The sequence below is a fragment of the Aeromicrobium sp. YIM 150415 genome (genome assembly GCF_016918125.1).
GTDB classification, from domain to species: Bacteria; Actinomycetota; Actinomycetes; order Propionibacteriales; family Nocardioidaceae; genus Aeromicrobium; species Aeromicrobium piscarium.
Window position 1 is genome coordinate 13,539 of record NZ_JAERWM010000007.1, and the last position, 24,533, is coordinate 38,071.

The following is a 24,533-nucleotide window of genomic DNA, read 5'->3' on the forward strand; positions in this document are numbered from 1 at the left end:
CCAGAAGCCCACGAACCTACTCCTCAGGGGCGGGGGTGTCCTCCGGGGCGGGGACCGTCCAGCGGATCGCGGAGGCCGCGTCGGTGACCTGCAGGTCGATCGACTCCACCTGGCGGTCCGCGGGGAGGAGGTAGACGAGACACTGCTCGATCTCCTCGCCGGCCTCCAGATCGGCGGGCACAGGCGTGGGCGGGCACGGCTCGAAGGAACCGACGATCGAGTTGGCGGTCAGCAGCGTGCGGTCATCGGTATGCGCGAAGATCGGCAGCGAGGTGGTTCCCGGCGTGCCGGGCCCCTCGTTGACCACCGTCACCCGCACATATCGCGGCGAGGAGGCGGCGTCCTCCTCAGACAGCGAGAACAGCGAGAAGTCGGCGATATCGCCGGTATCGACCGCCGTGACAGTGACCGTCAGCGCGGTCGCGTCCTCGGCATCCTCGGGGTAGGCGACGGTCGCGCTCTCACCGAGGTCCAGCTCCGTGCCGCCCTCGGTCAACGTCACGCCGTCCGGTACCTCCAGGCCGGTCGGCTCCTCCTCGTCATCGCCGCCGGAGCAACCGCTCGCCACGAGAGCGAGCGCCAGCACGGTGCCGACGTACCACGGTGTCCTGCTCACGAGAGTCAGCGTGCCGGACGGCCGGTCAGGCGCCGATGAGGCGCGCCGCGAGGTAACCCTCGACCTGATCGAGAGCCACGCGCTCCTGATTCATCGTGTCCCGCTCGCGGATCGTCACCGCCTGATCGTCGAGGGTGTCGAAGTCGACCGTGATACAGAACGGCGTGCCGATCTCGTCCTGCCGGCGGTAGCGCTTGCCGATCGCCTGGGCGTCGTCGAAGTCGACACTCCAGTTGCGGCGCAGCTGCGCGGCGAGGTCACGGGCCTTCGGCGACAGCGCCTCATTGCGCGAGAGGGGCAGCACAGCGGCCTTGACCGGGGAGAGCCGCGGATCGAGCTTGAGCACGGTGCGCTTGTCGACTCCGCCCTTGGCGTTCGGGGCCTCGTCCTCGGTGTAGGCATCGACCAGGAAGGCCATCATGGACCTGTTGAGCCCGGCCGCGGGCTCGATGACATAGGGGATCCACCGCTCGTTGTTCTGCTGATCGAAGTACGAGAGATCCTGGCCCGAGTGCTCGCTGTGGGTCTTGAGGTCGAAGTCCGTGCGATTGGCCACGCCCTCCAGCTCACCCCACTCCGAGCCGGTGAAACCGAAGCGGTACTCGATGTCGACGGTGCGCTTGGAGTAGTGCGAGAGCTTCTCGGCCGGATGCTCGTACAGCCGCAGGTTCTCCGGATCGACGCCGAGGCCGGTGTACCAGGACATCCGCTCCTCGATCCAGTAGTCGTGCCACTGTTCGTCCGAGCCCGGGGCGACGAAGAACTCCATCTCCATCTGCTCGAACTCGCGCGTGCGGAAGATGAAGTTGCCCGGCGTGATCTCGTTGCGGAAGCTCTTGCCGATCTGACCGATGCCGAACGGCGGCTTCTTGCGCGAGGTGGTCATGACCTGGGCGAAGTTGATGAAGATGCCCTGGGCGGTCTCGGGACGCAGGTAGTGCAGTCCCTCATCGGACTCGACCGGGCCGAGGAAGGTCTTGAGCAGGCCGTTGAACATGCGCGGCTCGGTCCACTCGCCGCGCGTACCGCAATTGGCGCAGACGATATCGGTCATCGGGACGGCGTCCGGGTCGTCGAGCCCCTTCTTCTCCGCGTAGGCCTCCTGCAGGTGGTCCTGGCGGAAGCGCTTGTGGCAGGAGAGGCACTCCACGAGCGGGTCGACGAAGGCCGACAGATGCCCTGAGGCCTGCCACACCGGAGTCGGCAGGATGACCGAAGAGTCGAGGCCCACGACATCGTCGCGGCCCTGCACCATGGTCTTCCACCACTGGCGCTTGATGTTCTCCTTCAGCTCGGTGCCCATCGGCCCGTAGTCCCAGGCTGAACGGGTACCTCCGTAGATCTCCCCGCACTGGTAGACGAATCCTCGGCGCTTGCAGAGGCTGATGACGGTATCGAGAACGGAGGCGGGCATCGCAGACTTCCAATCCGGCTGGGTGTCGGTGGGCTTTCGCAGTGCGTCGTAACGCTCTGCGCCCAGGGTCGCCTCAGCCTACTCGGCCCGGACGATTGCCGGGCGCCCACCCGAGACTTCCTCCTGGATGGCAGAACCCAGGTGACCGCCATCACTCAGGTCACCCTGATTTGACAACCATTCCGGCGACTTATGAGAATGGTTCCCATGCACAGGTCTGCCCTTCCCGTCCTGCTCACCGCATCCGCACTGACCCTCGCGGCATGCGGCGGCACCGACGACTCCGGTGACGACGGCGTGTCCGTCGTCGCGTCGTTCTATCCCGCGCAATATCTCGCCGAACGTGTCGGCGGCGATCTCGTCGAGGTCTCCACCCTCACCTCACCGGGCGTGGAGGCCCACGACCTCGAGCTCACCGCACGCCAGATCGGCGAGCTGCGCGATGCCGACGTCCTGGTGTACCTCGAGCACTTCCAGGCGGCGGTCGACCAGGCGGTCGAGCAGGCCGACCGGGATGCCGGCACCACGGTCGACCTGGCCGAGGGCGTCGAGCTCCTGGAGGAGTCCGACGACGGCCACGACCATGCCCACGAGGAAGAAGGGCACGACGACCATGCCCACGAGGAAGAAGGGCACGACGACCACGACCACGGCGAGGAAGGCCACGAGGAGGACCAGGCCCACGAGGAGGACGGCCACGACCACGATCACGGCGGTGTCGATCCGCACCTGTGGCTCGATCCCGCCAACCTGGAGCCCGCGGCCACCGCGATCGCCGATGCCCTGAGCGACGCCGATCCGGACAATGCCGACACGTACCGAGCCAATGCCGACGAGCTCGTCGGGGACCTCACGACCCTCGACGAGGAGTTCGAGAACGGTCTGGCGCAGTGCGAGCGCCGCGAGTTCGTCACCAGCCACGCCGCGTTCTCCTACCTCGCGCACGCCTACGACCTCACCCAGGTGCCGATCGCCGGCATCGACCCGGGCACCGAGCCCTCGTCGGCGCAGCTCGCCGAGATCACCGACCTGGTCCAGGAAGAGGGCATCACCACGATCTTCACCGAGACGCTGGTGTCCCCCGCCCTCGCCGAGACCATCGCCCGCGAGACCGGGGCACGGACGGCTACGCTAGACCCGATCGAGGGCCTCACCGACGAGACCGCCGATGCCGATTACCTGTCGCTCATGCGAGACAACCTCGCCGCACTGCAAGAGGCCAACACCTGCCGATGACATCACCGCTCACCGCCCGCGGGGTCGAAGTCGACCTCGCGGGCGGTCCCGTCGTCCGCGGCGTCGACCTCACGGTCGGCACCGGTGAGTTCGTGACGCTGCTCGGCGCGAACGGCTCGGGCAAGTCCACCCTGGTCCGCGCCCTCGTCGGACTCATCCCGGCGCGCGGCTCGATCGAGCTGTTCGGCACACCGCTCGCACGTTTCCGCGACCGCTGGCGCTTGGGATACGTCCCTCAACGGCCCGGCAGCTCGAGCGGAGTGCCCGCGACCGTGCGCGAAGTCGTCACGAGCGGACGCCTCGCCCATCGCCCCCTGCTCGGCTTCGCCTCCCGGTCGGACCGGGCCGCGGTCGATGAGGCCATCTCCCACGTCCGGCTGGGCGCGAAGGCGGACCAGCCGATCACCGAGCTCTCCGGTGGTCAGCAGCAGCGCGCCTATATCGCGCGGGCGCTGGTCGGCGATCCGCAACTGCTGGTCATGGACGAGCCCACCGCCGGAGTCGACGCCGAGAGCGCCTCTGTACTGGCTTCGCTCATCGGCCACCTCGTCGATGACCACGGCATGGCGGTGCTCATGGTGGCACACGAGCTCGGCCCCATGCGTGCGCTCGTGGACCGTGCGGTCGTGATCGACGCGGGACGAGTCTCCTACGAGGGCCCGGTCGACGGCGTCAGGCACGACCACGCGCACGACCATCCCCATATCGGTGCGCCCGAGCGGGTCCGCCCGGTTCCCGAGGAGGGTCCGCTCGGATGACCGATCTGCTCGCCTACGACTTCATGCGCTACGCGCTCATCGCCGCCATCGTCACCGGGCTCGCGGCACCGGCGGTCGGCACCTATATCGTGCAGCGGCGTCTCGCCCTGCTCGGCGACGGGCTCGGCCACGTCGCGCTGACCGGTGTGGCGCTCGGCCTCTTGACCAATGTCGCCCCGACGCTGACGGCCGTGGCGGTCGCGGTGCTCGGGGCGGTGGCGATCGAACTGTTGCGCACCTACGCCAAGACCAGCGGGGACGTCGCGCTCGCGATGCTCTTCTACGGAGGCATCGCCGGTGGCGTCATGCTGGTCAACCTGGCCGGAGAGTCGGCATCGACGCTCAACTCCTTCCTGTTCGGCTCGATCACCACGATCGACGCGGCCGATCTGGTCACGGTCGCGATCCTGGGGCTCGTCGTGGTCCTGCTCTCGATCGGGTTGTCACCGCAGCTGTTCGCGGTCTGCCAGGACGAGGATCACGCGCGCGTGAGCGGTGTGCCGGTGCGGCTCTACACCATGCTCATCGCCGTGCTGGCGGCCGTCACCATCACGGTCGCGATGCGCACCGTCGGACTCCTCCTCGTGTCCGCATTGATGGTCGTGCCCGTCGCAGCGGCACAGCAGCTGACTCGCTCGTTCCGGAGCACGCATCTGGTCGCGATGGTGCTCGGCCTCCTCGCCGCCGTCGGCGGGGTCGTGGCGAGCTACGAGATCGACACGCAGCCCGGCCCGACGATCGTCATGTTGGCCCTCGCGGTGTTCGCGGTGGCGGCCGTGACTCGCGGGGTCGTGTCGTTGCGACGTTCGGCCCCGTAGACTGGCTGCGATGAGCACCACCAGCGAGACCCCCCAGCGCAACACTCGGCAGCGTCGCGCTGTCCAATCGGTCATGGCCGACCTCGAGGGTTTCGCCAGCGCTCAGCAGATCCACGACATCTTGAAACAACGAGGCGAGTCCGTCGGCCTGTCGACGGTCTACCGCAACCTGCAGGCGCTCGCCGATGCCGACCTCCTCGATGCCCTGCGCAATGACGACGGCGAGACGCTCTACCGCCGTTGCTCCTCGGGGCATCACCACCACCTGGTCTGCCGCCACTGCGGACGCACCGTCGAAGTGGAGGGGCCAGCCGTCGAGCGGTGGGCGGATGCGACCGCCGAGAAGCACGGTTTCCGCAACGTCGAGCACACTCTGGAGATCTTCGGCACATGCGCCGACTGCGCGTCCTGAGCCGAACCGAGTGGTCCGCGCGGGCGGAGGAGCACCGCGCACGCGTCGAGCCCTGGACACGAGAGCGCGTAAGGCGCCGTGAGCTCGGCGAGAAGCATCCCGTGTGGGACTTCCTCTTCGAGTACTACAACCTCTCCCCCGGTGGCCTCGAGCGCTGGCATCCTGGTCTGGGCCACGCCCTGGCCGAGGCACCCGAATACGCCCGGCTCGCATCGTACGCCCGCCTCGACGATCGCACCGTGACCGCAGATCTGTCACGGCTCCCGGCCCGGTTGCCGGGATTGACCTGGACGCGTGAACTGCTGTCGCGTACCGCCGAGCGTCCGGCGCGCTGGGGCTGCTTCGGCCTGCACGAATGGGCCATGGTGTATCGCCAGCCCGCCGAGCGGCGCCATGCCGCCCGCCTGCGGCTCGGACCTTCGGCGACAGACGCGGTCGTGGAGTCCCACCGTCTGGCATGCACCCACGCCGACGCCTACCGCTTCTACACCGCCGACGCACGCCCCCTCAATCGACCGGCGCCCACGCGCGACAACCAACTCGAGCTGGAGCAACCCGGCTGCTTGCACGCGAACATGGATCTGTACCGCATCGCGTTCCGGATGCTGCCTTTCCTCGACTCGGACACCGTCGCCGATGCCTTCGAGCTGGCCGCCGAGATCCGCGAGGTCGATATGCGCGCCTCGCCCTATGATCTCCGCGCCCACGGCTTCGATCCGATCGCGGTCGAGACGGCGGAGGGCAAGGCGGAGTACGTCCGGCGGCAACGTGACGTCGCCGCTCGGGCCGAGCCGCTGCGCGAGCGGCTGTTGCGGGCGACGCATCGCCTCATCGAGAACGCACAGGAGGACGCGGCATGACCGACGACGACCCGGTGGCGAAGGACGGCGATGACCTCACCGCCCGCGACGTCTACGCGATCTGGCAGATCCGCGACGCGGTGTTCGCCGTCGAGCAGCAGTGCGACGAGCCCGATGTCGACGGCATCGACCTACTGCCCACGACCACTCATCTGTGGTGCGCTGATGCGGACGGTCTGACCAGCTACCTGCGCACCTATGTCACCGGCGACGGTACGCGTCGGATCGGCCGGGTCGCGACGCGCAAGGACGCCCGGGGCCGAGGGCTCTCCAGCAGGCTACTGCGCTGCGTCCACGATCGCTGGGGCGCCGAGGAGATCCGCATCGGCGCGCAGGCCTATCTGGAAGAGTGGTACGGCTCCTTCGGCTACGAACGATCCGGCGACGGCTACGTCGAGGCCGGCATCCCCCACGTGCCGATGATCCGCCTAGGCTCCTGACCCCCTGGCGCCGGCGGGAGCGGTGAGTTACGCACCCCTCGAGCCTGCTGGCGGTCCGGTAGGCACCTCTCACGAATGTTGAGAGGTGCGCAACTCACCGCCCACGACAACGAGAGGTGCGCAACTCACCGCCCACGACAACGAGGGGTGCGTAACTCACCGCCCGATGGTGGAGGGGAACGAGGCCGGTTCGACCGGGACCTGCTCAGGAGCGGCGTCACCCTGCTCCGCCGAAGGCAGCGCCAGCGCGGCGAGAGCCGACTCGATCCGCTGACGCAACGAAGCCTCGTACTCGATGATCGGCTGGAGCGCGTCGCGGTACTGAGTACCGTAGGTGAACGATGCGCTGCGCCCGGCGTCGAGCTCGGTGGCAGCCGCGGTGGCTTCGTCGATCACGTGCTGCAAGGCGGCGTCGACCCCCGCCGCGAGCTTCTCCTGGCCTGGCGGCACCTCGACAGCGTCGAAATCCGCCCGCGTCTGATTCATGAGCGGAATCAGCTCATCGCGAACCGGCGCGCCACTGGCCACCGGTCCACCGACCACCCGCTGAGGCAGGTCGGCATCGAGGGCCTCCTGCGCAGCGGCCACGAAAGGCGCACCCACCGCCCATTCCTCGACGACATCCGCGGCGACGTCGAGTCGTTCCTGCAACGCCGCCCGGCGCTGCAGGGCGTCGCGGAAGTCCGCAGAGCGGTCACTGCCGTACTCGGGAACGTCCTGCGCAGCGGGGAGTCCCGCACGCAGATCTTCGGCCAACTCGATCCCGTGGTGGGGCTCGGCCTGCAGATCGACCGTGCTCAACCGCTCGGTGAGCTCGATCTGGAAGGAATCCAGGGCACCGTTCAGGCGCGCTGCCTCGGCCTCCGCTCGATCGACCGCCTCGTTCTTCTGATGGCGATCGACCAGATAGATGCCGGTGCCGCCGATGAGCAGCAACAGCACCGTCAGCAGGCCGAGGGTCGGGCGGATCCTCATCGCAGCGGCGCCACCTCGTGTCGTCGCAGTCCGTACGTGACGGCGTCGACGAGCGCCTTCCAGGAGGCCTCGACCATATTGGCGCCGACACCGACCGTGACCCACGTGGCCACCCCGTCGGTCGTGTCGATGAGCACCCGGGTGATCGCATCGGTCCCGTGCCCCTGATCGAGGATGCGGACACGGAAGTCGGTGAGATGGAAACGCGCCACATCGGGGTATACCTGCTCGATCGCCTGGCGCAGCGCGTGGTCGAGCGCGTTGACGGGACCGTTACCCTCGCCGATGACCGCGAGACGGTGACCGCCCGCCCGCAGCTTGACGGTCGCCTCCGCGAGGGCCTCGCCGGCCCCGGCCGACTCGGCGATGACCCGCCAGGACTCGACATCGAAGTAGCTCGGGCGGCCCCCCTCGACCTCCTCCATGAGCAACAGTTCGAAGGAGGCGTCGGCCGCCTCGAAGGTGTAGCCCTCCTGCTCCATGCGCTTGACCCGGTCGGTCACGCGCGAGAGGGTCTCCGCGTCCCCGGAGAGGTCGAAGCCCAGCTCGCGCCCCTTCAGCTCGATGGTGGCGCGGCCCGCCATCTCCGAGACGAGCAGGCGCATGTCGTTGCCGACGAGCGCGGGGTCCATGTGCTGATAGAGATCGGGGTCGACGCGGATGGCGCTGGCGTGCAGACCCGCCTTGTGCGCGAAAGCCGAGACTCCCGTGTACGGCTGTCGGGCCGATGGCGGGTAGTTGGTGATCTCGCTGATCGCGTGGGCGATCCGGGTCGCGTCGCGCAGCGCCCCCTCGGGCATGACCGACATGCCGAGCTTGAACTCGAGGTTGGCGACGCTGGTGATGAGGTCGGCATTGCCGGTGCGCTCGCCGTACCCGTTGATGCAGCCCTGTAGGTGGGTCGCACCCGCGCGCACGGCAGCCAACGAGTTCGCCACGGCACAACCGGTGTCGTTGTGGGCGTGGATGCCGAGGCGCGCCCCAGTCGTCTCCTTGACCTCGGCGACGATGTCGCCGACCCAGTGCGGCAGCATGCCGCCGTTGGTATCGCACAGGACCGCGACCTCGGCGCCGGCCTCGGTCGCCGTGCGGACGACCTCCAGGGCGTATGCCTTGTTGTCCAGGAAGCCGTTGAAGAAGTGTTCGCAGTCCAGGAACACGCGCTGCCCTTCGCGACGCAGGTGCTCCACGGTGTCGCGCACCATGGCGAGGTTCTCCTCCAGCGTGGTGCGCAGCGCGAGCTCGACATGCTTGTCGTGGCTCTTGGCGACGAGGGTGACCACCGAGGCGCCGCTATCGCGCAGGGCCGCTACCAGCGGATCATCCGCGGCGGCGACGCCCGCGCGCCGCGTGGCACCGAAGGCCGCGAGCGTCGCGTGCTCGAGATCGAGCTCCTTGGCGGCGAGAGCGAAGAACTCGGTGTCCTTGGGATTCGATCCGGGCCAACCTCCCTCGATGTACCCCACCCCCAGGTCGTCGAGGTGCTGCGCGATCGTCAGCTTGTCCTGCACGGAGAGGTTGAGCCCCTCCTGCTGGGCGCCGTCGCGCATCGTCGTGTCGTACACGTGGAAGTCCGCGCGGGCCATGGTGCCGTGCGCCGGGGTGTCGCTGCTGCTCATCGTTCCTTCGGTCCTTCGCTTCTGACTGGTGCGCGGCCAACAAAAAAGCCCCCCGATACGGGAGGCGGCGCGTCGACGGGGTGGTGTCGACGCGCTAGGCGATGATGATCGAGACGTTGGTCACGGGCACCAGCATAGACTGGCGCGACGATGAGCACCACAGCAGTCCCACGCCCCGGACAGGTCGACGTCATGTATGCCGTCGTCACGACCTCGCCGTTCGAGCGCGACGATCCCTTGCCGACCGGCCTTGAGCCCCTCCTACGACGCAACGGCACCAATGAGCAGCTGCTGGCGATGTGGCGCGAACGCGAGCACGCGCACGTGCTGCTGCGCTCGGTACCGCTGGCCGATGCGGGCGAGACCCATCTGCGCACCCGCGCGGCCGCGCTGGCGCTGGCTGCGGAGAACGACGGGGTCGTGGTCGATCTCGCCATTCCGCGGCTGGTGGAACCTCCCTCGGGAGAGCTGAGCCTCGCGTACTCCGATGCCTGGGTCATGGTGCACTACGAGGTCGCCGACCGCGGCGTGATCGGCAGCCGGGGACTGGAGTCCTTCGGCCTGCCCGAACTGTGCGTCACGGTGCCCGACGGCGCCGATCCGGCGATGTGCGGCGCGGTCACCAGCGGGCTCACCCATCGTCTCCTCGACGAGTGGCCGCAGATGGACCCGGTCGGGCCGGCGGTCATCACATTGCGCGATATCGCCTTCGGACTGGGCGATCCGCAGGCCGCCGAGATCGGCACCGAGCGCCGGATCCGGATCGAGATCGGCTACGACGACATCGCGCACGAGCTCGACGTCACCCTCCTCGACGACCCGGCGCTCCTCTTCGCCTGACTGGCGCTCCTCAGGCTGTGGCGGTAGGCCATCAACCTCACCGGCACCTCATAACGTTGACCAGCTACCGCCACCGGGGCTGTGAGATCAGACGGTGCTGATGTCGTCGGTGACGTGCGGCGGCTCGGGGCGTGGGGCGAGGTTCGCCAGCGACTCCGGGCGCAGGATCTCGTCGAGCGTCGCAGCGGGGAGCAGCTCGCGTTCGAGGATCAGCTCCGCCACCCCCCGGCCGGTCGCAAGGGCCTCCTTGGCGACCTCGGTGGCCGCCGCATAGCCGATGTACGGGTTGAGCGCGGTCACGAGCCCGATGGAGTTCGCGACCTCCGAGCGCAGCAGCTCGCGGTTGGCGGTGATGCCGTCGACACAGCGCGATGCGAGCACCAGGATCGCCTCGCGCAGCCGTGAGAGCCCGGCCGACAGCGAGTAGCAGATGACCGGCTCGAAGGCGTTCAGCTGGAGCTGTCCGGCCTCGGCCGCCATCGACACCGTGACATCGTGCCCGATGATCTGGAAGGCGACCTGGTTGACCACCTCGGGGATCACCGGGTTGACCTTGCCCGGCATGATGCTCGACCCGGCCTGGACGGCGGGCAGATTGATCTCGTTCAGGCCCGCGCGCGGTCCCGACGAGAGCAGCCGCAGGTCGTTGCAGATCTTGGACAGCTTGACGGCCACGCGCTTCAGCGTCCCCGACAGCTGGACGAAGGCGCCGCAGTCCTGTGTGGCCTCGATGAGATCCACGGCTGGCACGAGCGGCAGGTCGGTGATCTCGGCCAGGTGCGTGCACGCGGACTGGACATAGCCCGCCGGGGCATTGAGCTGCGTGCCGATCGCGGTGGCGCCGAGGTTGATCTCGTGCAGCAGCATGACCGCCTCACCGAGCCGAGCCCGGTCCTCGCCGATCATCAGGCTGTAGGTGCGGAACTCCTGCCCCAGGGTCATGGGTACCGCGTCCTGAAGCTGGGTCCGTCCCATCTTGAGCACGTCGTGGAACTCATCGGCCTTGCGGGCGAATGACTCCTCGAGCACGGCCATCGCCTCCAGCAGCGACTTCGTGGCCATGATGATCGCGATCTTGATCGCGGTCGGGTAGACGTCGTTGGTCGACTGGCTCAGATTGACGTGCTCGTTGGGATGCAGGCGCGTGTAGTCGCCCTTGGGATGGCCGAGGTTCTCGAGTGCCAGATTGGCGATCACCTCGTTGGCGTTCATATTGGTCGAGGTGCCGGCCCCGCCCTGGATGACGTCGACGATGAAATGGTCGTGCAGCGCGCCGGCCCTGATCTGCTCACAGGCATCGCGGATCGCCCCGAATCGCTCGTCGTCGAGCAGTCCGAGCTCATGATTGGCCGTCGCGGCCGCCTGCTTGACGCCGACGAGCGCCTCCACCAGATAGGGACTGCCCTCGATCGGAATGCCCGTGATCGGGAAGTTCTCCAGCGCACGAAGTGTGTGCACTCCCCAGTAGACGTCGGCCGGCACCTCGCGGTCACCGATGAGATCGTGCTCGCTGCGCGTGGAGGAATCCATGACCTCCATCCAACCACCCGGACGTGGCCGACTGGCGGGTAACCAGAGGCGTGTCCGCGGCACCGCGGCGACCGTCCCGCAGAAGGGCCACCGCGGCGCCCGCGATCAGATCAGACGGGTCATCCAGCCGTGCTCGTCGCGGGCGCGGCCGTACTGGATATCCACCAGGGCCTGGCGGATCGCCCCCGTCACCTTGCCGAGTTCGCCGTCCCCGGAGGTGACCTCGCCGCCGTTCCACTTCAGGGTGCCCACGGGGGTGATGACCGCGGCGGTGCCGCAGGCGAAGACCTCGGTGATCGTGCCGTCGGCGACGCCCTCACGCCATTCGTCGATGCTGACCTTGCGCTCGACGACCTCGTGCCCGAGGTCGCGGGCGAGCTGCAGGATCGAGTCGCGGGTCACGCCCTCGAGGATCGAGCCGTTCAGCTCCGGGGTGACGATCGAACCATCGGCGTGCACGAAGTACAGGTTCATGCCGCCGAGCTCCTCGATCCAGCGATGTTCGACGGCATCGAGGAAGGCGACCTGAGCGCATCCGTGGGCGGCGGCCTCCTGCTGGGGCAAGAGGCTGGCGGCATAGTTGCCACCGCACTTGGCGGCGCCGGTTCCGCCCACGCCGGCGCGGCTGAACTCCTCGGAGAGCCAGATCGAGACGGGCTTGATGCCTCCGGTGAAGTAGGCGCCCGCCGGCGAGGCGATCACCGAGTAGGTGACGTGCTGGCTGGGCCGCACCCCGAGGAAGACCTCCGAGGCGAACATGAACGGACGCAGGTAGAGGCTCTTCTCCTCTCCCGACGGCACCCATGCGCGATCGGTCTCGACCAACGCGCGGATCGAGCCGAGGAACCAGTCGAGCGGGAGCTCGGGCAGCGCGAGCCGGTGCGCCGACCGTTGGAGGCGCTCGCCATTGGCCTCGGGGCGGAACAGCCACACCGACCCGTCGGCGTGGCTGTAGGCCTTGAGACCTTCGAAGATCTCCTGGGCGTAGTGCAGGACGGCGGTGGCGGGATCGAGCTGCAAGGGCCCGTAGGGCACGACGCGGGGGTCGTGCCAGTCCTCGGCCGGGGTCCACTCGGCCAGGAACATGTGATCGGTGAAGTGGTTGCCGAATCCGGGGTTGGCAAGGATGCCGACACGTTCGGCTTCCCCGCGCGCGTGATCGGAGAGCTCGATGCGGGGGACGAACGTGGGCGAGGTCATAGAGGTCACGGTACTGCTTTCTGGTGGTCGAACGGTACGGGGTCAGGCGACCACCGATACCGCTGCGGCCACGCGTGACGCGATGGCCTCTCCCACCTCCTCGGTGCCGCGAGTGCCACTGCGCTCGGCGATATCGGCCTCGACCGCGGCCGTCACGGCTGCCGCCGCCTCGGGCAGGCCGAGGTGGTCCAGCAGGAGCGCCGCCGAGAGGATCGCCGCCGTGGGGTCGGCCTTGCCCTGGCCCGCGATATCGGGGGCCGAGCCGTGGACGGGCTCGAACATGCTGGGAGCCGTGCGATCGGGGTTGACGTTACCGCTGGCCGCGAGGCCGATGCCACCGGTGACGGCAGCGGCCAGATCGGTCAGGATGTCGCCGAAGAGGTTGTCGGTGACGATGACGTCGAAGCGCCCGGGATCGGTGGTGAGGAAGATCGTGGCGGCATCGACGTGGAGGTAGTCCACCGTGATCTCGGGGTACTCGGCGGCGACCTTCTCGACGGTGCGCGACCAGAGATGACCGGCATGCACGAGCACGTTGTTCTTGTGCACGAGCGTGAGCTTCTTGCGCGGGCGCGCCTGGGCGCGCTCGAAGGCATCGCGGACGACCCGTTCGACGCCGAAGGCCGTGTTGAGGCTGACCTCGGTGGCGACCTCCTGCGGCGTGCCGACGCGGATCGCTCCGCCGTTGCCGACATACGGACCCTCGGTGCCCTCGCGGACGACGATGAAGTCGATCTCGCCCGGATCGCCCAGGGGCGTGGGCACACCGGGGAACAGCTTGCTCGGCCGCAGGTTGACGTAGTGGTCGAGCTCGAAACGCAGCCGGAGCAGCAGACCGCGCTCGAGGACGCCCGACGGCACCGATGGATCGCCGACCGCACCCAGCAGGATGGCGTCGTGCTGACGGATCTCCTGCAGCACCGCATCGGGCAAGGTCTCGCCCGTCGCATGCCACCGCCGCGCGCCGAGGTCGTACTCGGTCGAGGTGAAGGCGACATCGTGGTGCTCGGCGATGACGTCGAGCACGCGCAGTGCTTGGGCAGTGACTTCGGGGCCGATGCCGTCGCCGGGCACGACAGCGAGCGAGAACGTGGTCATGGGCGTGATCCTACGGGAGCCGGTCTCATGATGTGAAACCGGTATCTCACCTGGTGATCAGTTATCGTCGGGGCGGTCATTGACCTCGGCGACGTCCTCGTCGCGCAGGTGAGCCGGTCCCCATTCGATCAATGGCTGGTTCATGATGACGTGTCCTTCGAAGAGAGTGGATGGGTGCTGGGAGTCAGCGGGATCCGGATCGATCCGGCGACTCGCCAGGCCACATGCTCGAAGGTGGTCGAGCTCTGACAGAGGAGGAGACCAGGTCATGGTCAGGACATCTGCTGCGGAGTCGCCGGGCCAACGCCGAAACTCCGCGGCAGGTGTGGCCCTAAGAGGTCCTGCCGCGGCAAGCGATGAGTACGAGCTGCTTCCGCATGTTCACACTCTAACTGTCACGTTCGGCTTTGTGAAGCATTTCGCGAGACACTGTGCCGCGTGTCTCACGAGCCGGTCCGCTCCGGCGGACAGATGCGGTGTCCGTGCCACACTGAGCGAGTGAGCGCACCCACCGATGTCCCCGATCTCGTCGCCCGGACCCTGGACCTGTCCCGGCGACGGGGGTTCATCACGTCCACGCGCCACGAGACCGGACGCCTCCTCGCCGCGCTCGCGGCCTCCCGCAGCGGAACCCTGGCGGAGCTGGGTACCGGATGCGGTGTGGGCTCGGCTTGGCTGCACAGCGGTGCGCCGAAGGAGGCTTCGATCGTCAGCGCCGAGCTCGATCCCGATCTCGCCGAGGACGTCCAGGAGATCTTCGGCGACGCCGAGAACGTCCGGGTCCTCGCCGGTGACTGGTCGGCGCTGGAGGAGTTCACGCCGTTCTCTCTGCTGTTCGTCGACGTCCGCGATGTCATGGCCGATATCGACGTCCTCGCCGACATGCTGGAGGCCGGCGGCATCGCCGTGCTCGATGACTTCGTGCCGTCCTCCTTCTGGCCTCCCATCGTCGATGGGCAGGTCGACTCCATCCGCGAGCAATGGCTTACCGACGAGCGTTTCGCCGCCGTCGAGATGCTCATCGACCCCGACGCGAGCCTCATCATCGCCACCCGCCGCTGAAGCGGTCAGCGCCAGGCACTCTCCCAGAACGCGAGCTCGTAGCGCGTCGCCCGGCTGTACGCGTCGTGCATGTCCGGGATCGTCGAGGGATCGAGCTCGGCCCACCGGTCGGCGATGGCCTCGCAGCGCCGTGTCGCCTCCGCGAAGCCGGGATCGCCGTACTGCTCGAGCCACGGCAGGTACGGATGGTCCGGATGTGCCGCGGCGGCGAGCGTCTCCCCCACGTGCGCGTAGACGCGGAAGCACGGGAGAACCGCCGCAAGCCCGACGCTCGCGGGTTGCCGCGTCACCGTCGAGATGAGGAAGCCGGTGTAGGCGTCGCAGGCCGCACTCGGCGGCGATGTGGCCAACGCAGTGCCCACCACCGTCTCGTGCAGCTCACGCTCGGCCACCGCCGCTCCGGCGGCGAACTCCGCCATCACCCCGACATCGGCAGTCATCGGGGCGCGCGCCGCGAGCGTCGCCAGCACCCGTCCGTATCGATCGAGATAGTGCGCGTCATCGCGCAGGTAGCGCTCGAAGGTCGCGGACGGCAGTGTGCCGTCGGCGAGACCGCGGACGAAGGGATGGTCCATGATCTGCGCGACCACGTCGGCGACCTCGTGCCACGCGCGTTCGCTGAAGCTCATCCCTCACCCCTCAGGTCGACCAGATGGTCCACGGGCCCGTGTCCGGCGCCGATCCGGCGATCGACCGAGGCGATGAGCGCACGCTGAAGATACGCGCGCGCGGTCACCACCGCGTCGGCCATCAGATCACCGAGCGCCAGCCGCGCCGCGACCGCCGCGGACAGGGTGCATCCGGTGCCGTGGGTGTTGGGGGTCTCGATCCGCGCGTTGATCAGGCGACCCGCGCCGTCCGCCGAGACGAGCACGTCGATCACCTCATCGCCGTCGAGATGCCCGCCCTTGACGAGGACGTTCCGCGCGCCGCGGGCCAACACGGCTCGGCCGGCGGCCTCGAAATCATCGGGCGAACGGACATCGAGACCGGCGAGCACCGCCGTCTCAGGCAGGTTCGGAGTCGCCAGGTCGGTGATCGGCAGCAGCGACTCGACGATCCCCGCGACCGCGGTCTCGGGGATCAGCCGATCCCCCGAGGTGGCGACCATGACGGGGTCGAGCACCAACGGGATCTCGGGGCGCTCCCGCAGCCGCGAAGCGATCGCCTCGATCACGTCGGCATCGCCGAGCATGCCGATCTTGACCGCCCGTACGTCCAGATCCTCCAGCACGGCGTCGAGCTGCTCACCGACGAACCGCGCGGGGACCGGGTGGATGCCGCGGACGCCGGTGGTGTTCTGCGCCGTCAGCGCCGTGAGGACGCTCGCGCCGTAGACCCCGAGAGCCGTCGCGGTCTTGAGGTCGGCCTGCACACCGGCCCCGCCGGACGGATCGGACCCGGCGATCGTCAACATGACCGGTTCGCTCATCGGACCCTCCCTCGGCTCACAGCGGCGCCGAGAGCTCGTACGGCCTGGTGCGGATCGGACGCCCGGGTGACGGCCGAGACCACCGCCACGGCGTCCGCGCCTGCCGCCATCGCCTCCGCCGCACGCTCGACGTCGATGCCCCCGATCGCGACCACGGGCACCGGCGACCGTCCCGCGATCGCCCGCACACCCTCGAGCCCGAGCGGTGCCTCGTGATCGGGTTTGGTCGGCGTCGCCCACACGGGACTGACGGCCAGGTAGTCGCACGCGCGGACCTGCTCGACGTCGTCGAGCTGCGCGATGTCGTTGACGGACCAACCGATGATCGCCTCGGCCCCAAGGGCCTCTCGTGCTCGCGCCGGCGGAATGTCCTCGACGCCGACGTGGATACCGTCGACCTTCGCGGCTGCATCGAGATCGTCGTTCACGATGACCGGCACGCCCGCCCTGGACCGGATCATCCCGGCGATCTCGACGAGCTGCGCGGTGGAGGCCGTCTTGTCACGGACCTGGATCAGGTCGAGTCCGCCTCGCGACGCGGCGACGGCGATGTCCGTGATCCCGTCGACCGGTTCGGTCACCAGATACACGCCATGAGTGAAGTTCATCGTCGGACGACCTTTCGCAGATCGTCGGGCTGCTGCAGATAGAGAGCGTCCAGCAGCGCCGGGCGGAGCGTGCCGGGGCCTGAGGCCGAACGGCCCGCGACCTCGCCCGCGTCGGCCAGTGCCGCCATCGCGGTGACGGCGCCCACCCAGGGATCGGGCGCACACGCGCAGGTCGCCGCGACCAAAGCCGACGCCGCACAGCCGAGGGCTGAGATCAGCGGCATCCGCGGATCGCCGCCCTCGACGAGCGCCGTGCGTTCACCGTCGGTGACGACATCGGTGGCGCCGCTGACCACGACGACCGATCCGAGCGCTCCAGCGAGCTTCTCCGCCTCGTGGCGGATGGCGATGGAGTCGTCGGTGCTGTCGACACCGCGACCGGCGCCTCGGGAGGTCGCGATGGCGAGGATCTCACTGGCGTTGGCACGAATGACGGTGGGGCGATGGGCGAGCAACGCGGTGACCGTCTCGCGACGGTAGGCGGTGGCGCCGACCGCGACCGGGTCGAGGATCCACGGTATGCCGCGATCGTGCGCCGTGCTCGCGGCAGCGTGCATCCCCTCGACCCAAGGCGGGCTCAGGGTGCCGATGTTCACGGTGACCGCCGAGGCGATCGTGGCCATCTCGGCGGCCTCGTTCACGTCGTGCACCATCGCCGGGGAGGCGTGTGCGGCGTTGAGCAGATTGGCAGCGACGTCCATCGAGACGTAGTTGGTGATGCACTGCACGAGCGGAGTGCGCTCGCGCACCGCACGGGCGGTGTCGACGACGGCGTCGACGGACAGATCGGACGTCATACGGCTCCCTAGCGCCGGTGTTAACCGGATCAGGTTCGGCGGGTGTGTTCTCAGCCCTCATGGGCACCCCGGCGTGGTCGTGTCGTGCCCGACCGTAGCAGCCTCCGCGGAACCATCGCGGCCAGGGTTGTCCACACGGCGATCCGACGGCAGGTGACAAACGGACCGTTCACCACTACTTTCGTGTCATCGACTTCGGGGGTGATGAGATGCGGCGGATGGTCCTGCCGGTGCTGGCTATGACGCTCATGGGGTGTTCGGGTGACCCCGACCCGCCCGAGGAGTCGGTCTCGCCGTCGCCGGAGATCACCGCGCCCGCGATGCCGGAGCTGGCCGGTGACGACTCCCCTGCCGGCGCCGAGGCCTTCGCCCGCCACTACATCGAGGTGCTGAACTATGCGTCGTCGACCGGAGATACTGACTTACTCCGGAGCTTGTCCTCAGCGGACTGTAGCGGGTGTCAAAAGTATGTGGACTTATACCGGTCTACCTATGACGATGGCGGGTACTTCCGCGAGAGCAAGTTCGTCATAGATGCAACAACAATCGACTACGAAGAAGGCTACTCGAAACAGTACGTGACGCTACAAACAACCTTAACAGAAGGCCAACATCGAACGTCCGCGGATTCCGCTCCACGCACCACCTCAGCCACCAAAGACACGATCTCGTTCGAGTTGAGTTACCACCAGGACTGGGTTGTTACTCAATTTGGTCTTGGAGAGACAAAATGATCGCGGTCGCGCTTACCTTGGTGACGATTCTTGGGTTAGCGCCGGGCACGAGTATCGGAGTGGACCCAAGCCCAGAAAAACCGGGGGTTGTAGTGTCGGGCGAGGAAGTAAGGCGCGAGCGAGGGTCCCCGCGCCCGGGGGTTGTTCCTGGGCCGGTGGCGGGGCCGGGTGGGGCGCCGGAGGCCCGGCCTCCGACCACGCGAGAACGCATACAAGACGAGATCCAGCGCCGCTGTCCCCCGAGCAGTCTCATCGGATTCCTGTGTTCCCCGCCTCCCCCGGACACCGCCGGCCCCGAGGACCCTCCACAGGGATCGACGCCGGAGCCTCCATCGCCGGAGGAGATCGAACGAGCCGTCCGCGAGATCGACCTGCCCCCGCTCAGCGTCGCCGTCGAACCACGGGACACCACCCTCGTCAACCTGCCGACCAATCTGTACACCACAGCCCCCGAGGTCGACCAGACCGTCGACATCCTCGGCGTCGCCGTGCGGATCCGTGCGACCCCGGTGTCGTTCACATGGCATCACGGAGACGGCACTCAGCAGACCACCTCACACCCGGGCACTCCCTATCCCGACCTCACGGTGACGCACCGCTACACCAGGACCGCCGCCTCGATCGATGTGCGCCTGGACGCCGGATACCAGGTCGACTACGCAGTGGACGACGGGTCGTGGACCCGCCTCGACGGTCTCATCGTCGCCTCGGGACCTCCCACGACCGTCACCGTGCGCGCCGCCGAACCCGTGCTCGTCCGGCCGTGAACGTGTGTCAGCGGGTCCTTTCCCGCCGGTACCCGTCGCGGAGCAGATCGCGCACGGTACCCACCACGGCCACCAGAAGCAGTCCACTTCCCAGAATCACCCAGAACATGCCCCGATCCTGGCAGCCAGTGGCCTTGTATTCGATAGCCAATTATCGCAGAGTGGCGTCATGAGCTCTCACCAGCTGAGCGCTACGAGCCTGGTGGCCGTGGTGGACCCGTCGGCCCATGGACGCGGAGGCCCCGCCTACCGGGCCTGGGCCTCCGCCATCTCCGCGGCCGTCATGGACGGTCGCATTCCCGACGGCACCCGGCTGCCCAGCGAACGCACGCTGGCCGACGCGGCGGGCATCAGCCGCACCACCGCGACGCGTGCCTACGGCGTCCTGCGCGACCGGGGACTCGCGAGCGCGCGACAGGGCTCCGGAACCGTCATCCGGCTCCCGCTCACCGAACAGAACGCGACGAGCCTGCTCGCCAGGTCCGCCGACCCCGACGACATCGCCCTCACCACAGCCGCGATGCCAGCACCGCCCGAGCTCGCGCATCTCGTGCACCGCGCCACCGAGGGACTCCCCAGCCTGATGGCGACCCACGGCTACCTCCCCGACGGACTGCCGCTCCTGCGCGAACGACTCGCGCAGCGTTACACCGAACACGGTCTGGCCACCGAACCCGAGCAGATCATCGTGACCACCGGCGCCCAGGGAGCGCTCGCGCTCCTGACTCGCACCCTCTGCCGGCCCGGGGGCCGCGCGCTGACAGAGGCCTGCAGTTATCCGCATGCCTTCGACGCCTTCGGCGGAGCCGGAGCACGCCTCGTCCCGCTGCCCATCGGTGACGACCCCTGGCCCCTCGCCGATATCGAACGCGCCGCACCTTCCGCACAGGTCGCCTATCTGATCCCCGACTTCCACAATCCGACCGGGGCGGTGATGGACGCCGAGCGGCGAGCCCGGGTCGGCGCGACGCTGCGCCGCCATGAGGTCGCCACGATCATCGACGAGACCACCCGGGACCTGCGACTCGACGGCGACTCCCTCCCCCATCTGGCCACCTGGTGCTCCGATACCTTCACCATCGGCTCGGCGTCGAAGTCGATATGGGGCGGGCTGCGCGTCGGGTGGATCCGCGCGCCCCGCTCGGCAGTCCCGGGCCTGGTCCAAGCCCGCCTGCACCAGGATCTGGGCGCATCGGCATTCGATCAGCTCATCGTCGCCGAGGCCGTCGCCGCGGGACTGCTGGACCGCTCACCCCACCTCGACACCGCGCGACGGACGCGCGATGCGACCTCCGCGATGATCGCCGATCGACTCCCCGACTGGAGGATCGATATTCCGGCGGGAGGGCTGACCTTATGGGCTCGGCTGCCCGGGCGCAGGGCAAGCGCCCTCGCCCTCGCTGCCGAGGAACATGGTCTCCTCCTGACGCCGGGGCCACGCTTCTTCGGCGCGCAGCCCCACGCGGGCGAGCAGTGGATCCGTATCCCCTACACACAGCCGCCGGAGACCATGGAGCGAGCGATCGAGCGTCTCGGCCGGGCGTGGAGCGACCTCGGCCCGCCGGACGCGCACGCGGTCCGCGATCCACGGACCATCGACATCATCACCTGAAACACATCGAGCGTGGTGCCCAGGCGCATCCGAGGATGCGGCCGGGCACCACGCTCAGTGGTGACAGCGAGGGTCAGCGCGCGGCAGTGCCCTCGGTGTAGTCGTCATCGACCTGCTGCCAGGCGAAGTGCGCCCGCAGCTCCTTGCCGGTCGCCTCGATCGAGTGGCCGGCCTCCTTCTCGCGCAGCTCGTTGAACTCCTTGGCTCCGTTGTCCTGGTCGTCGATGAAGCGCTTGGCGAACGAACCGTCCTGGATCTCGGACAGGACTTCCTTCATCCGGTCCTTGACCGAGGAGTCGATGATCCGCGGCCCGGAGACGTAGTCGCCGTACTCGGCGGTGTCCGAGACGCTCCAGCGCTGCTTGGCGATGCCGCCCTCATGGATGAGGTCGACGATGAGCTTGAGCTCGTGCAGCACCTCGAAGTAGGCGATCTCGGGCTGGTAGCCGGCCTCGGTCAGCGTCTCGAAGCCCGCCTGGATCAGGTGCGAGACGCCGCCGCAGAGCACCGTCTGCTCGCCGAACAGGTCGGTCTCGGTCTCCTCGGTGAACGTCGTCTTGATGACGCCGGCGCGGGTGCCGCCGATCGCCTTGGCGTAGGACAGCGCCAGTGGCCAGGCGTTGCCGGTGGCATCCTGCTCCACACCGAGGATGTCCGGGATGCCGCGACCGGCGACGAACTCACGGCGCACGGTGTGACCGGGGGCCTTGGGAGCCACGAGCACGACGTCGACGCCCGCGGGCGGCTGGATGAAGCCGTAACGGATGTTGAAGCCGTGACCGAACACGAGGGCATCGCCCTCGACCAGGTTCGGCTCGATCGACTCGGCGTAGAGCGTGCGCTGCACCTGGTCCGGCGCGAGGATCACGACGACATCGGCCTCCTCCGCCGCCTCGGCGGGAGTCAGGACGCGCAGTCCCTCGGCCTCGGCCTTGGCGCGGCTCTTGGAGCCCTCCGGCAGACCGACCCGCACGTCGACGCCCGAGTCGCGCAGGTTGAGCGCATGGGCGTGGCCCTGGCTGCCGTAGCCGATGACGGCCACCTGCTTGCCCTGGATGATGGACAGATCTGCATCGTCGTCATAGAACAACTCAGCCACGGGTGATTCTCCTTGCGTTGTGTGATGGACGTCAGTTTCTGGGGTCGACCGCTAGACGGCGCTCTGCGCGCCTGGCACTGCCCGAAGGGTGCGGTCGGTGATGGATCGTGAGCCGCGGCCGATCGCCACGCGACCGGACTGCGCGATCTCACGGATGCCGAAGGGCTCGAGGACGTTGAGCATCGCGGCGAGCTTACCGGCGTCGCCGGTGGCCTCGATCGTGACCGAGTCCTGGGCGACGTCGACGACCTTGGCGCGGAACAGCTGAACGGTCTCGAGCACCTGCCCGCGGGTCTGCTGATCGGTCTTGACCTTGATCAGCATGAGCTCACGCTCGACGGCGGCACTCGGTTCGAGCTCGACGATCTTGAGCACCTGCACGAGCTTGTTGAGCTGCTTGGTGACCTGCTCGAGCGGCAGCTTGTCGACATTGACGACGATCGTCATGCGGGAGATCTCCGGGATCTCCGTCGGTCCGACCGCGAGGCTCTCGATATTGAAGCCGCGCCGCATGAACAGGCTGGAGACGCGGGCGAGCACGCCGGGGCTGTTCTCGACCAGGACGCTCAGGGTATGCGTACTCATGCCGTCACCCCCTGGACCGAGATGTGCCGGGTATTCGTCAACCCGGGCACTCCCTGGTCGACGAATCTGGAGCACATCTCGGTTCTCCGCTCGCTCACAGGTCATCCTCTTCCCAGTCGGGCGCGAGATCACGCGCGATCTTGATGTCGTCATTGCTGGTGCCGGCGGCGACCATGGGCCACACCATCGCATCGCGCTCGACCACGAAGTCGATCACGACGGGCACGTCGTTGATGCTGAGCGCCTTGGCGATGACATCGTCGAGGTCGTCCTCGCTCTCGCAGCGCAGCCCGACACAACCGTACGCCTCCGCCAGCTTGACGAAGTCGGGGATCCGGCGTGCGCCGATCGACTCCGGACCGGTACTGAGGTCGGTATTGGAGTAGCGCCCCTCGTAGAACAGCGTCTGCCACTGGCGCACCATGCCCAGCGAGGAGTTATTGATGACGGCGATCTTGACCGGGATGCCCTCGAGCGCGCAGGTGGCGAGCTCCTGGTTGGTCATCTGGAAGCAGCCGTCGCCGTCGATCGCCCACACGACGCGATCCGGGGCGCCGGCTTTGGCGCCCATCGCGGCAGGCACGGCATAGCCCATGGTCCCGGCGCCGCCGGAGTTGAGCCACTGACGCGGGCGTTCGAAGTCGATGAACTGGGCGGACCACATCTGGTGCTGACCCACGCCAGCGACATAGGTGGCGTCCGGTCCCGAGAGGGCGCTGATGCGCTCGACGACCGTCTGCGGGGCCAGGCCCTCCGCGGGCTTGTCATAGGAGGGCGCGAACCTGGACTTCAGTCCCTGCACGAAGGAACGCCAGGCCGAGTACTCCCCGACCAGGGCGTCCTCCTCGGCCTGCTTCTGCAATGCGCGGACGAGGTCGGCGATCACCTCACGGGCGTCACCCACGATCGGCACGTCGGCGGTGCGGTTCTTGGAGATCTCCGCGGGATCGATGTCGGCGTGGACGACCTTGGCGTTCGGGGCGAAGGACTCCAGGTTCCCGGTCACCCGGTCGTCGAAGCGGGCACCAAGGGTGATGAGCAGGTCCGACCGCTGCAGGGCACCGACGGCCGCCACCGTGCCGTGCATGCCGGGCATGCCGAGATTCAACTCGTGGGAGTCGGGGAAGGCACCCCGCGCCATCAGCGTGGTGACGACGGGGATCTGGGTCAGCTCGGCGAGCACCTTGAGCTCCGCCGCCGCGTTCGCCTTGATGACGCCACCGCCGACGTACAGGACGGGCTTGCGAGCCTCGGCGATCAGCTTCGCCGCCTCGCGGATCTGCTTGTTGTGCGGCCGCGAGGTGGGACGGTAGCCCGGCAGCGCCAGCTCGTGCGGCCAGCGGAAGCTGGTGGGCCCCTGCAGCGCGTCCTTGCTGATGTCGACCAGGACCGGTCCCGGGCGGCCGGTCGAGGCGATGTGGAAGGCCTCGGCGATCGCGCTCGGGATGTCAGCCGGATCGGTCACGAGGAAGCTGTGCTTGGTGATCGGCATGGTGATGCCGCGGATATCGGCCTCCTGGAAGGCATCCGAGCCGATGACCCCGCTGGCCACCTGGCCTGTGATCGCGACGATCGGCACCGAGTCCAGGTAGGCGTCGGCGATGGCGGTCACCAGGTTGGTGGCGCCCGGACCCGACGTGGCCATGCAGACGCCGACCTTGCCGGTCTCCATCGCATAGCCCTCGGCGGCATGTCCCGCGCCCTGCTCATGGCGGACGAGGACGTGCCGGATCGAGGAGTCGAACAGCGGATCGTAGGCGGGGAGGATCGCGCCTCCGGGAATGCCGAAGATCGTGTCGACGCCCACGCGCTCCAGGGCGCGGACGAGGCTCTGCGCCCCGGTGATGATCTCGGCCGGCGGTTCGGTCATCTCGCGGTCCATCTCTGCTCAGTGGTCGGTACTTCGGGCGTGCAGCTCACATAAAAAAACCCTCCGGCCCGTTGGGGCAGTGGAGGGAGGCGATCGTCGGAGACGACCGCCTAGGAAACTACGAGAAGCTGTGCACGCACGCGTCCAGTGT

Annotated in this window: 25 protein-coding genes and 1 riboswitch; of the genes, 11 read left to right on the forward strand and 14 right to left on the reverse strand. The window is 68.3% G+C overall.

The window, feature by feature from the left end:
* Positions 1-16: 16 nt before the first annotated feature.
* Both JL108_RS05055 and JL108_RS05060 read right to left on the reverse strand, forming a co-directional pair.
* The gene (locus tag JL108_RS05055; protein ID WP_205197363.1) at positions 17-616 is read right to left on the reverse strand and encodes a hypothetical protein; all 600 of its coding nucleotides are present in this window, start codon (positions 614-616) and stop codon (positions 17-19) included.
* A gap of 25 nt (positions 617-641) precedes the next feature.
* Positions 642-2,030, reverse strand: a complete 1,389-nt coding sequence (locus JL108_RS05060; protein ID WP_205197364.1) for a glycine--tRNA ligase — start codon at positions 2,028-2,030, stop codon at positions 642-644.
* Positions 2,031-2,237: 207 nt separating this feature from the next.
* Here JL108_RS05060 and JL108_RS05065 point away from each other — a divergent pair, with 207 nt between their 5' ends.
* From JL108_RS05065 to JL108_RS05090, 6 genes are read left to right on the forward strand one after another with little or no spacing between them, the layout of a single operon-like run.
* The gene (locus JL108_RS05065; RefSeq protein WP_205197365.1) at positions 2,238-3,266 is read left to right on the forward strand and encodes a metal ABC transporter substrate-binding protein; all 1,029 of its coding nucleotides are present in this window, start codon (positions 2,238-2,240) and stop codon (positions 3,264-3,266) included.
* On the forward strand, positions 3,263-4,024 hold the full coding sequence (locus JL108_RS05070; protein ID WP_143911598.1) for a metal ABC transporter ATP-binding protein: 762 nt from the start codon (positions 3,263-3,265) through the stop codon (positions 4,022-4,024). The genes JL108_RS05065 and JL108_RS05070 overlap by 4 nt, the downstream gene beginning before the upstream one ends.
* Positions 4,021-4,842: a metal ABC transporter permease gene (locus JL108_RS05075; RefSeq protein ID WP_205197366.1), complete on the forward strand. Its 822-nt coding sequence runs from the start codon at positions 4,021-4,023 to the stop codon at positions 4,840-4,842. Before JL108_RS05070 ends, JL108_RS05075 begins: the two co-directional genes overlap by 4 nt.
* Before the next feature lie 10 nt (positions 4,843-4,852).
* Positions 4,853-5,254, forward strand: a complete 402-nt coding sequence (locus JL108_RS05080) for a Fur family transcriptional regulator (protein ID WP_205197367.1) — start codon at positions 4,853-4,855, stop codon at positions 5,252-5,254.
* Positions 5,233-6,114 carry a 3-methyladenine DNA glycosylase gene (locus JL108_RS05085; RefSeq protein ID WP_205197368.1) on the forward strand — a complete coding sequence of 294 codons (882 nt, stop codon included), beginning with the start codon at positions 5,233-5,235 and terminating at the stop codon, positions 6,112-6,114. Before JL108_RS05080 ends, JL108_RS05085 begins: the two co-directional genes overlap by 22 nt.
* Positions 6,111-6,554, forward strand: a complete 444-nt coding sequence (locus tag JL108_RS05090; protein WP_205197369.1) for a GNAT family N-acetyltransferase — start codon at positions 6,111-6,113, stop codon at positions 6,552-6,554. Before JL108_RS05085 ends, JL108_RS05090 begins: the two co-directional genes overlap by 4 nt.
* A 156-nt stretch (positions 6,555-6,710) precedes the next feature.
* Here JL108_RS05090 and JL108_RS05095 read toward each other — a convergent pair whose 3' ends face one another.
* Positions 6,711-7,529, reverse strand: coding sequence for a hypothetical protein (locus tag JL108_RS05095; protein ID WP_205197370.1), 819 nt, complete (start codon positions 7,527-7,529; stop codon positions 6,711-6,713).
* On the reverse strand, positions 7,526-9,148 hold the full coding sequence (gene cimA / locus JL108_RS05100; RefSeq protein WP_240190683.1) for a citramalate synthase: 1,623 nt from the start codon (positions 9,146-9,148) through the stop codon (positions 7,526-7,528). Before cimA ends, JL108_RS05095 begins: the two co-directional genes overlap by 4 nt.
* A gap of 150 nt (positions 9,149-9,298) precedes the next feature.
* Between cimA and JL108_RS05105 the strand changes: the two genes are divergently transcribed.
* The gene (locus JL108_RS05105) at positions 9,299-9,988 is read left to right on the forward strand and encodes a hypothetical protein (protein ID WP_205197371.1); all 690 of its coding nucleotides are present in this window, start codon (positions 9,299-9,301) and stop codon (positions 9,986-9,988) included.
* Positions 9,989-10,075: 87 nt separating this feature from the next.
* On the opposite strand, the gene aspA is transcribed toward JL108_RS05105, so the two are convergent.
* From aspA to JL108_RS05120, 3 genes are all read right to left on the reverse strand, one after another.
* A complete protein-coding gene (aspA, locus tag JL108_RS05110; RefSeq protein ID WP_205197372.1) occupies positions 10,076-11,518 on the reverse strand; it encodes an aspartate ammonia-lyase in 1,443 nt (480 codons plus the stop codon).
* Positions 11,519-11,623: 105 nt separating this feature from the next.
* Positions 11,624-12,718 (reverse strand): branched-chain amino acid aminotransferase, encoded by a 1,095-nt coding sequence (locus tag JL108_RS05115; RefSeq protein ID WP_205197373.1) that lies wholly within the window; start codon positions 12,716-12,718, stop codon positions 11,624-11,626.
* A gap of 42 nt (positions 12,719-12,760) precedes the next feature.
* Positions 12,761-13,816 (reverse strand): 3-isopropylmalate dehydrogenase, encoded by a 1,056-nt coding sequence (locus tag JL108_RS05120; RefSeq protein ID WP_205197374.1) that lies wholly within the window; start codon positions 13,814-13,816, stop codon positions 12,761-12,763.
* A 498-nt stretch (positions 13,817-14,314) separates the two neighbouring features.
* Between JL108_RS05120 and JL108_RS05125 the strand changes: the two genes are divergently transcribed.
* The gene (locus JL108_RS05125) at positions 14,315-14,878 is read left to right on the forward strand and encodes an O-methyltransferase (protein ID WP_185972947.1); all 564 of its coding nucleotides are present in this window, start codon (positions 14,315-14,317) and stop codon (positions 14,876-14,878) included.
* Between the two features lie 5 nt (positions 14,879-14,883).
* Here JL108_RS05125 and JL108_RS05130 read toward each other — a convergent pair whose 3' ends face one another.
* From JL108_RS05130 to thiM, 4 genes are all read right to left on the reverse strand, one after another.
* On the reverse strand, positions 14,884-15,507 hold the full coding sequence (locus tag JL108_RS05130; RefSeq protein WP_205197375.1) for a TenA family protein: 624 nt from the start codon (positions 15,505-15,507) through the stop codon (positions 14,884-14,886).
* A complete protein-coding gene (gene thiD / locus JL108_RS05135; RefSeq protein ID WP_205197376.1) occupies positions 15,504-16,310 on the reverse strand; it encodes a bifunctional hydroxymethylpyrimidine kinase/phosphomethylpyrimidine kinase in 807 nt (268 codons plus the stop codon). Before thiD ends, JL108_RS05130 begins: the two co-directional genes overlap by 4 nt.
* Complete coding sequence (thiE, locus tag JL108_RS05140; RefSeq protein ID WP_205197377.1) at positions 16,307-16,918, reverse strand: thiamine phosphate synthase; 612 nt, start codon at positions 16,916-16,918, stop codon at positions 16,307-16,309. Before thiE ends, thiD begins: the two co-directional genes overlap by 4 nt.
* Complete coding sequence (thiM, locus tag JL108_RS05145; protein WP_205197378.1) at positions 16,915-17,715, reverse strand: hydroxyethylthiazole kinase; 801 nt, start codon at positions 17,713-17,715, stop codon at positions 16,915-16,917. The genes thiE and thiM overlap by 4 nt, the downstream gene beginning before the upstream one ends.
* Positions 17,703-17,796: riboswitch (TPP riboswitch) on the reverse strand. It overlaps the preceding gene by 13 nt.
* Positions 17,797-17,933: 137 nt before the next feature.
* Between thiM and JL108_RS05150 the strand changes: the two genes are divergently transcribed.
* From JL108_RS05150 to JL108_RS05160, 3 genes are all read left to right on the forward strand, one after another.
* Complete coding sequence (locus JL108_RS05150; protein ID WP_205197379.1) at positions 17,934-18,449, forward strand: DUF6318 family protein; 516 nt, start codon at positions 17,934-17,936, stop codon at positions 18,447-18,449.
* Positions 18,450-18,604: 155 nt separating this feature from the next.
* A complete protein-coding gene (locus JL108_RS05155) occupies positions 18,605-19,216 on the forward strand; it encodes a hypothetical protein (protein WP_205197380.1) in 612 nt (203 codons plus the stop codon).
* 169 nt (positions 19,217-19,385) lie between these two features.
* A complete protein-coding gene (locus JL108_RS05160; protein WP_205197381.1) occupies positions 19,386-20,828 on the forward strand; it encodes a PLP-dependent aminotransferase family protein in 1,443 nt (480 codons plus the stop codon).
* 73 nt (positions 20,829-20,901) lie between these two features.
* Here JL108_RS05160 and ilvC read toward each other — a convergent pair whose 3' ends face one another.
* The 3 genes from ilvC to JL108_RS05175 all read right to left on the reverse strand — a co-directional run bounded on the left by ilvC (position 20,902) and on the right by JL108_RS05175 (position 24,382).
* Complete coding sequence (gene ilvC, locus JL108_RS05165; RefSeq protein ID WP_205197382.1) at positions 20,902-21,927, reverse strand: ketol-acid reductoisomerase; 1,026 nt, start codon at positions 21,925-21,927, stop codon at positions 20,902-20,904.
* 51 nt (positions 21,928-21,978) lie between these two features.
* On the reverse strand, positions 21,979-22,512 hold the full coding sequence (ilvN, locus tag JL108_RS05170; RefSeq protein ID WP_143911615.1) for an acetolactate synthase small subunit: 534 nt from the start codon (positions 22,510-22,512) through the stop codon (positions 21,979-21,981).
* A 94-nt stretch (positions 22,513-22,606) separates the two neighbouring features.
* Complete coding sequence (locus tag JL108_RS05175; RefSeq protein ID WP_205197383.1) at positions 22,607-24,382, reverse strand: acetolactate synthase large subunit; 1,776 nt, start codon at positions 24,380-24,382, stop codon at positions 22,607-22,609.
* Positions 24,383-24,533 lie beyond the last annotated feature (151 nt).

Coding starts and splice junctions, on each gene's coding strand:
- JL108_RS05060 (WP_205197364.1), bottom strand. CDS start 2,030: ATGCCCGCCTCCGTTCTCGATACCGTCATCAGCCTCTGCAAGCGCCGA.
- JL108_RS05065 (WP_205197365.1), top strand. CDS start 2,238: ATGCACAGGTCTGCCCTTCCCGTCCTGCTCACCGCATCCGCACTGACC.
- JL108_RS05070 (WP_143911598.1), top strand. CDS start 3,263: ATGACATCACCGCTCACCGCCCGCGGGGTCGAAGTCGACCTCGCGGGC.
- JL108_RS05075 (WP_205197366.1), top strand. CDS start 4,021: ATGACCGATCTGCTCGCCTACGACTTCATGCGCTACGCGCTCATCGCC.
- JL108_RS05080 (WP_205197367.1), top strand. CDS start 4,853: ATGAGCACCACCAGCGAGACCCCCCAGCGCAACACTCGGCAGCGTCGC.
- JL108_RS05085 (WP_205197368.1), top strand. CDS start 5,233: ATGCGCCGACTGCGCGTCCTGAGCCGAACCGAGTGGTCCGCGCGGGCG.
- JL108_RS05090 (WP_205197369.1), top strand. CDS start 6,111: ATGACCGACGACGACCCGGTGGCGAAGGACGGCGATGACCTCACCGCC.
- JL108_RS05095 (WP_205197370.1), bottom strand. CDS start 7,529: ATGAGGATCCGCCCGACCCTCGGCCTGCTGACGGTGCTGTTGCTGCTC.
- cimA (WP_240190683.1), bottom strand. CDS start 9,148: ATGAGCAGCAGCGACACCCCGGCGCACGGCACCATGGCCCGCGCGGAC.
- JL108_RS05105 (WP_205197371.1), top strand. CDS start 9,299: ATGAGCACCACAGCAGTCCCACGCCCCGGACAGGTCGACGTCATGTAT.
- aspA (WP_205197372.1), bottom strand. CDS start 11,518: ATGGATTCCTCCACGCGCAGCGAGCACGATCTCATCGGTGACCGCGAG.
- JL108_RS05115 (WP_205197373.1), bottom strand. CDS start 12,718: ATGACCTCGCCCACGTTCGTCCCCCGCATCGAGCTCTCCGATCACGCG.
- JL108_RS05120 (WP_205197374.1), bottom strand. CDS start 13,816: ATGACCACGTTCTCGCTCGCTGTCGTGCCCGGCGACGGCATCGGCCCC.
- JL108_RS05130 (WP_205197375.1), bottom strand. CDS start 15,507: ATGAGCTTCAGCGAACGCGCGTGGCACGAGGTCGCCGACGTGGTCGCG.
- thiD (WP_205197376.1), bottom strand. CDS start 16,310: ATGAGCGAACCGGTCATGTTGACGATCGCCGGGTCCGATCCGTCCGGC.
- thiE (WP_205197377.1), bottom strand. CDS start 16,918: ATGAACTTCACTCATGGCGTGTATCTGGTGACCGAACCGGTCGACGGG.
- thiM (WP_205197378.1), bottom strand. CDS start 17,715: ATGACGTCCGATCTGTCCGTCGACGCCGTCGTCGACACCGCCCGTGCG.
- JL108_RS05150 (WP_205197379.1), top strand. CDS start 17,934: ATGGTCCTGCCGGTGCTGGCTATGACGCTCATGGGGTGTTCGGGTGAC.
- JL108_RS05160 (WP_205197381.1), top strand. CDS start 19,386: ATGAGCTCTCACCAGCTGAGCGCTACGAGCCTGGTGGCCGTGGTGGAC.
- ilvN (WP_143911615.1), bottom strand. CDS start 22,512: ATGAGTACGCATACCCTGAGCGTCCTGGTCGAGAACAGCCCCGGCGTG.
- JL108_RS05175 (WP_205197383.1), bottom strand. CDS start 24,382: ATGACCGAACCGCCGGCCGAGATCATCACCGGGGCGCAGAGCCTCGTC.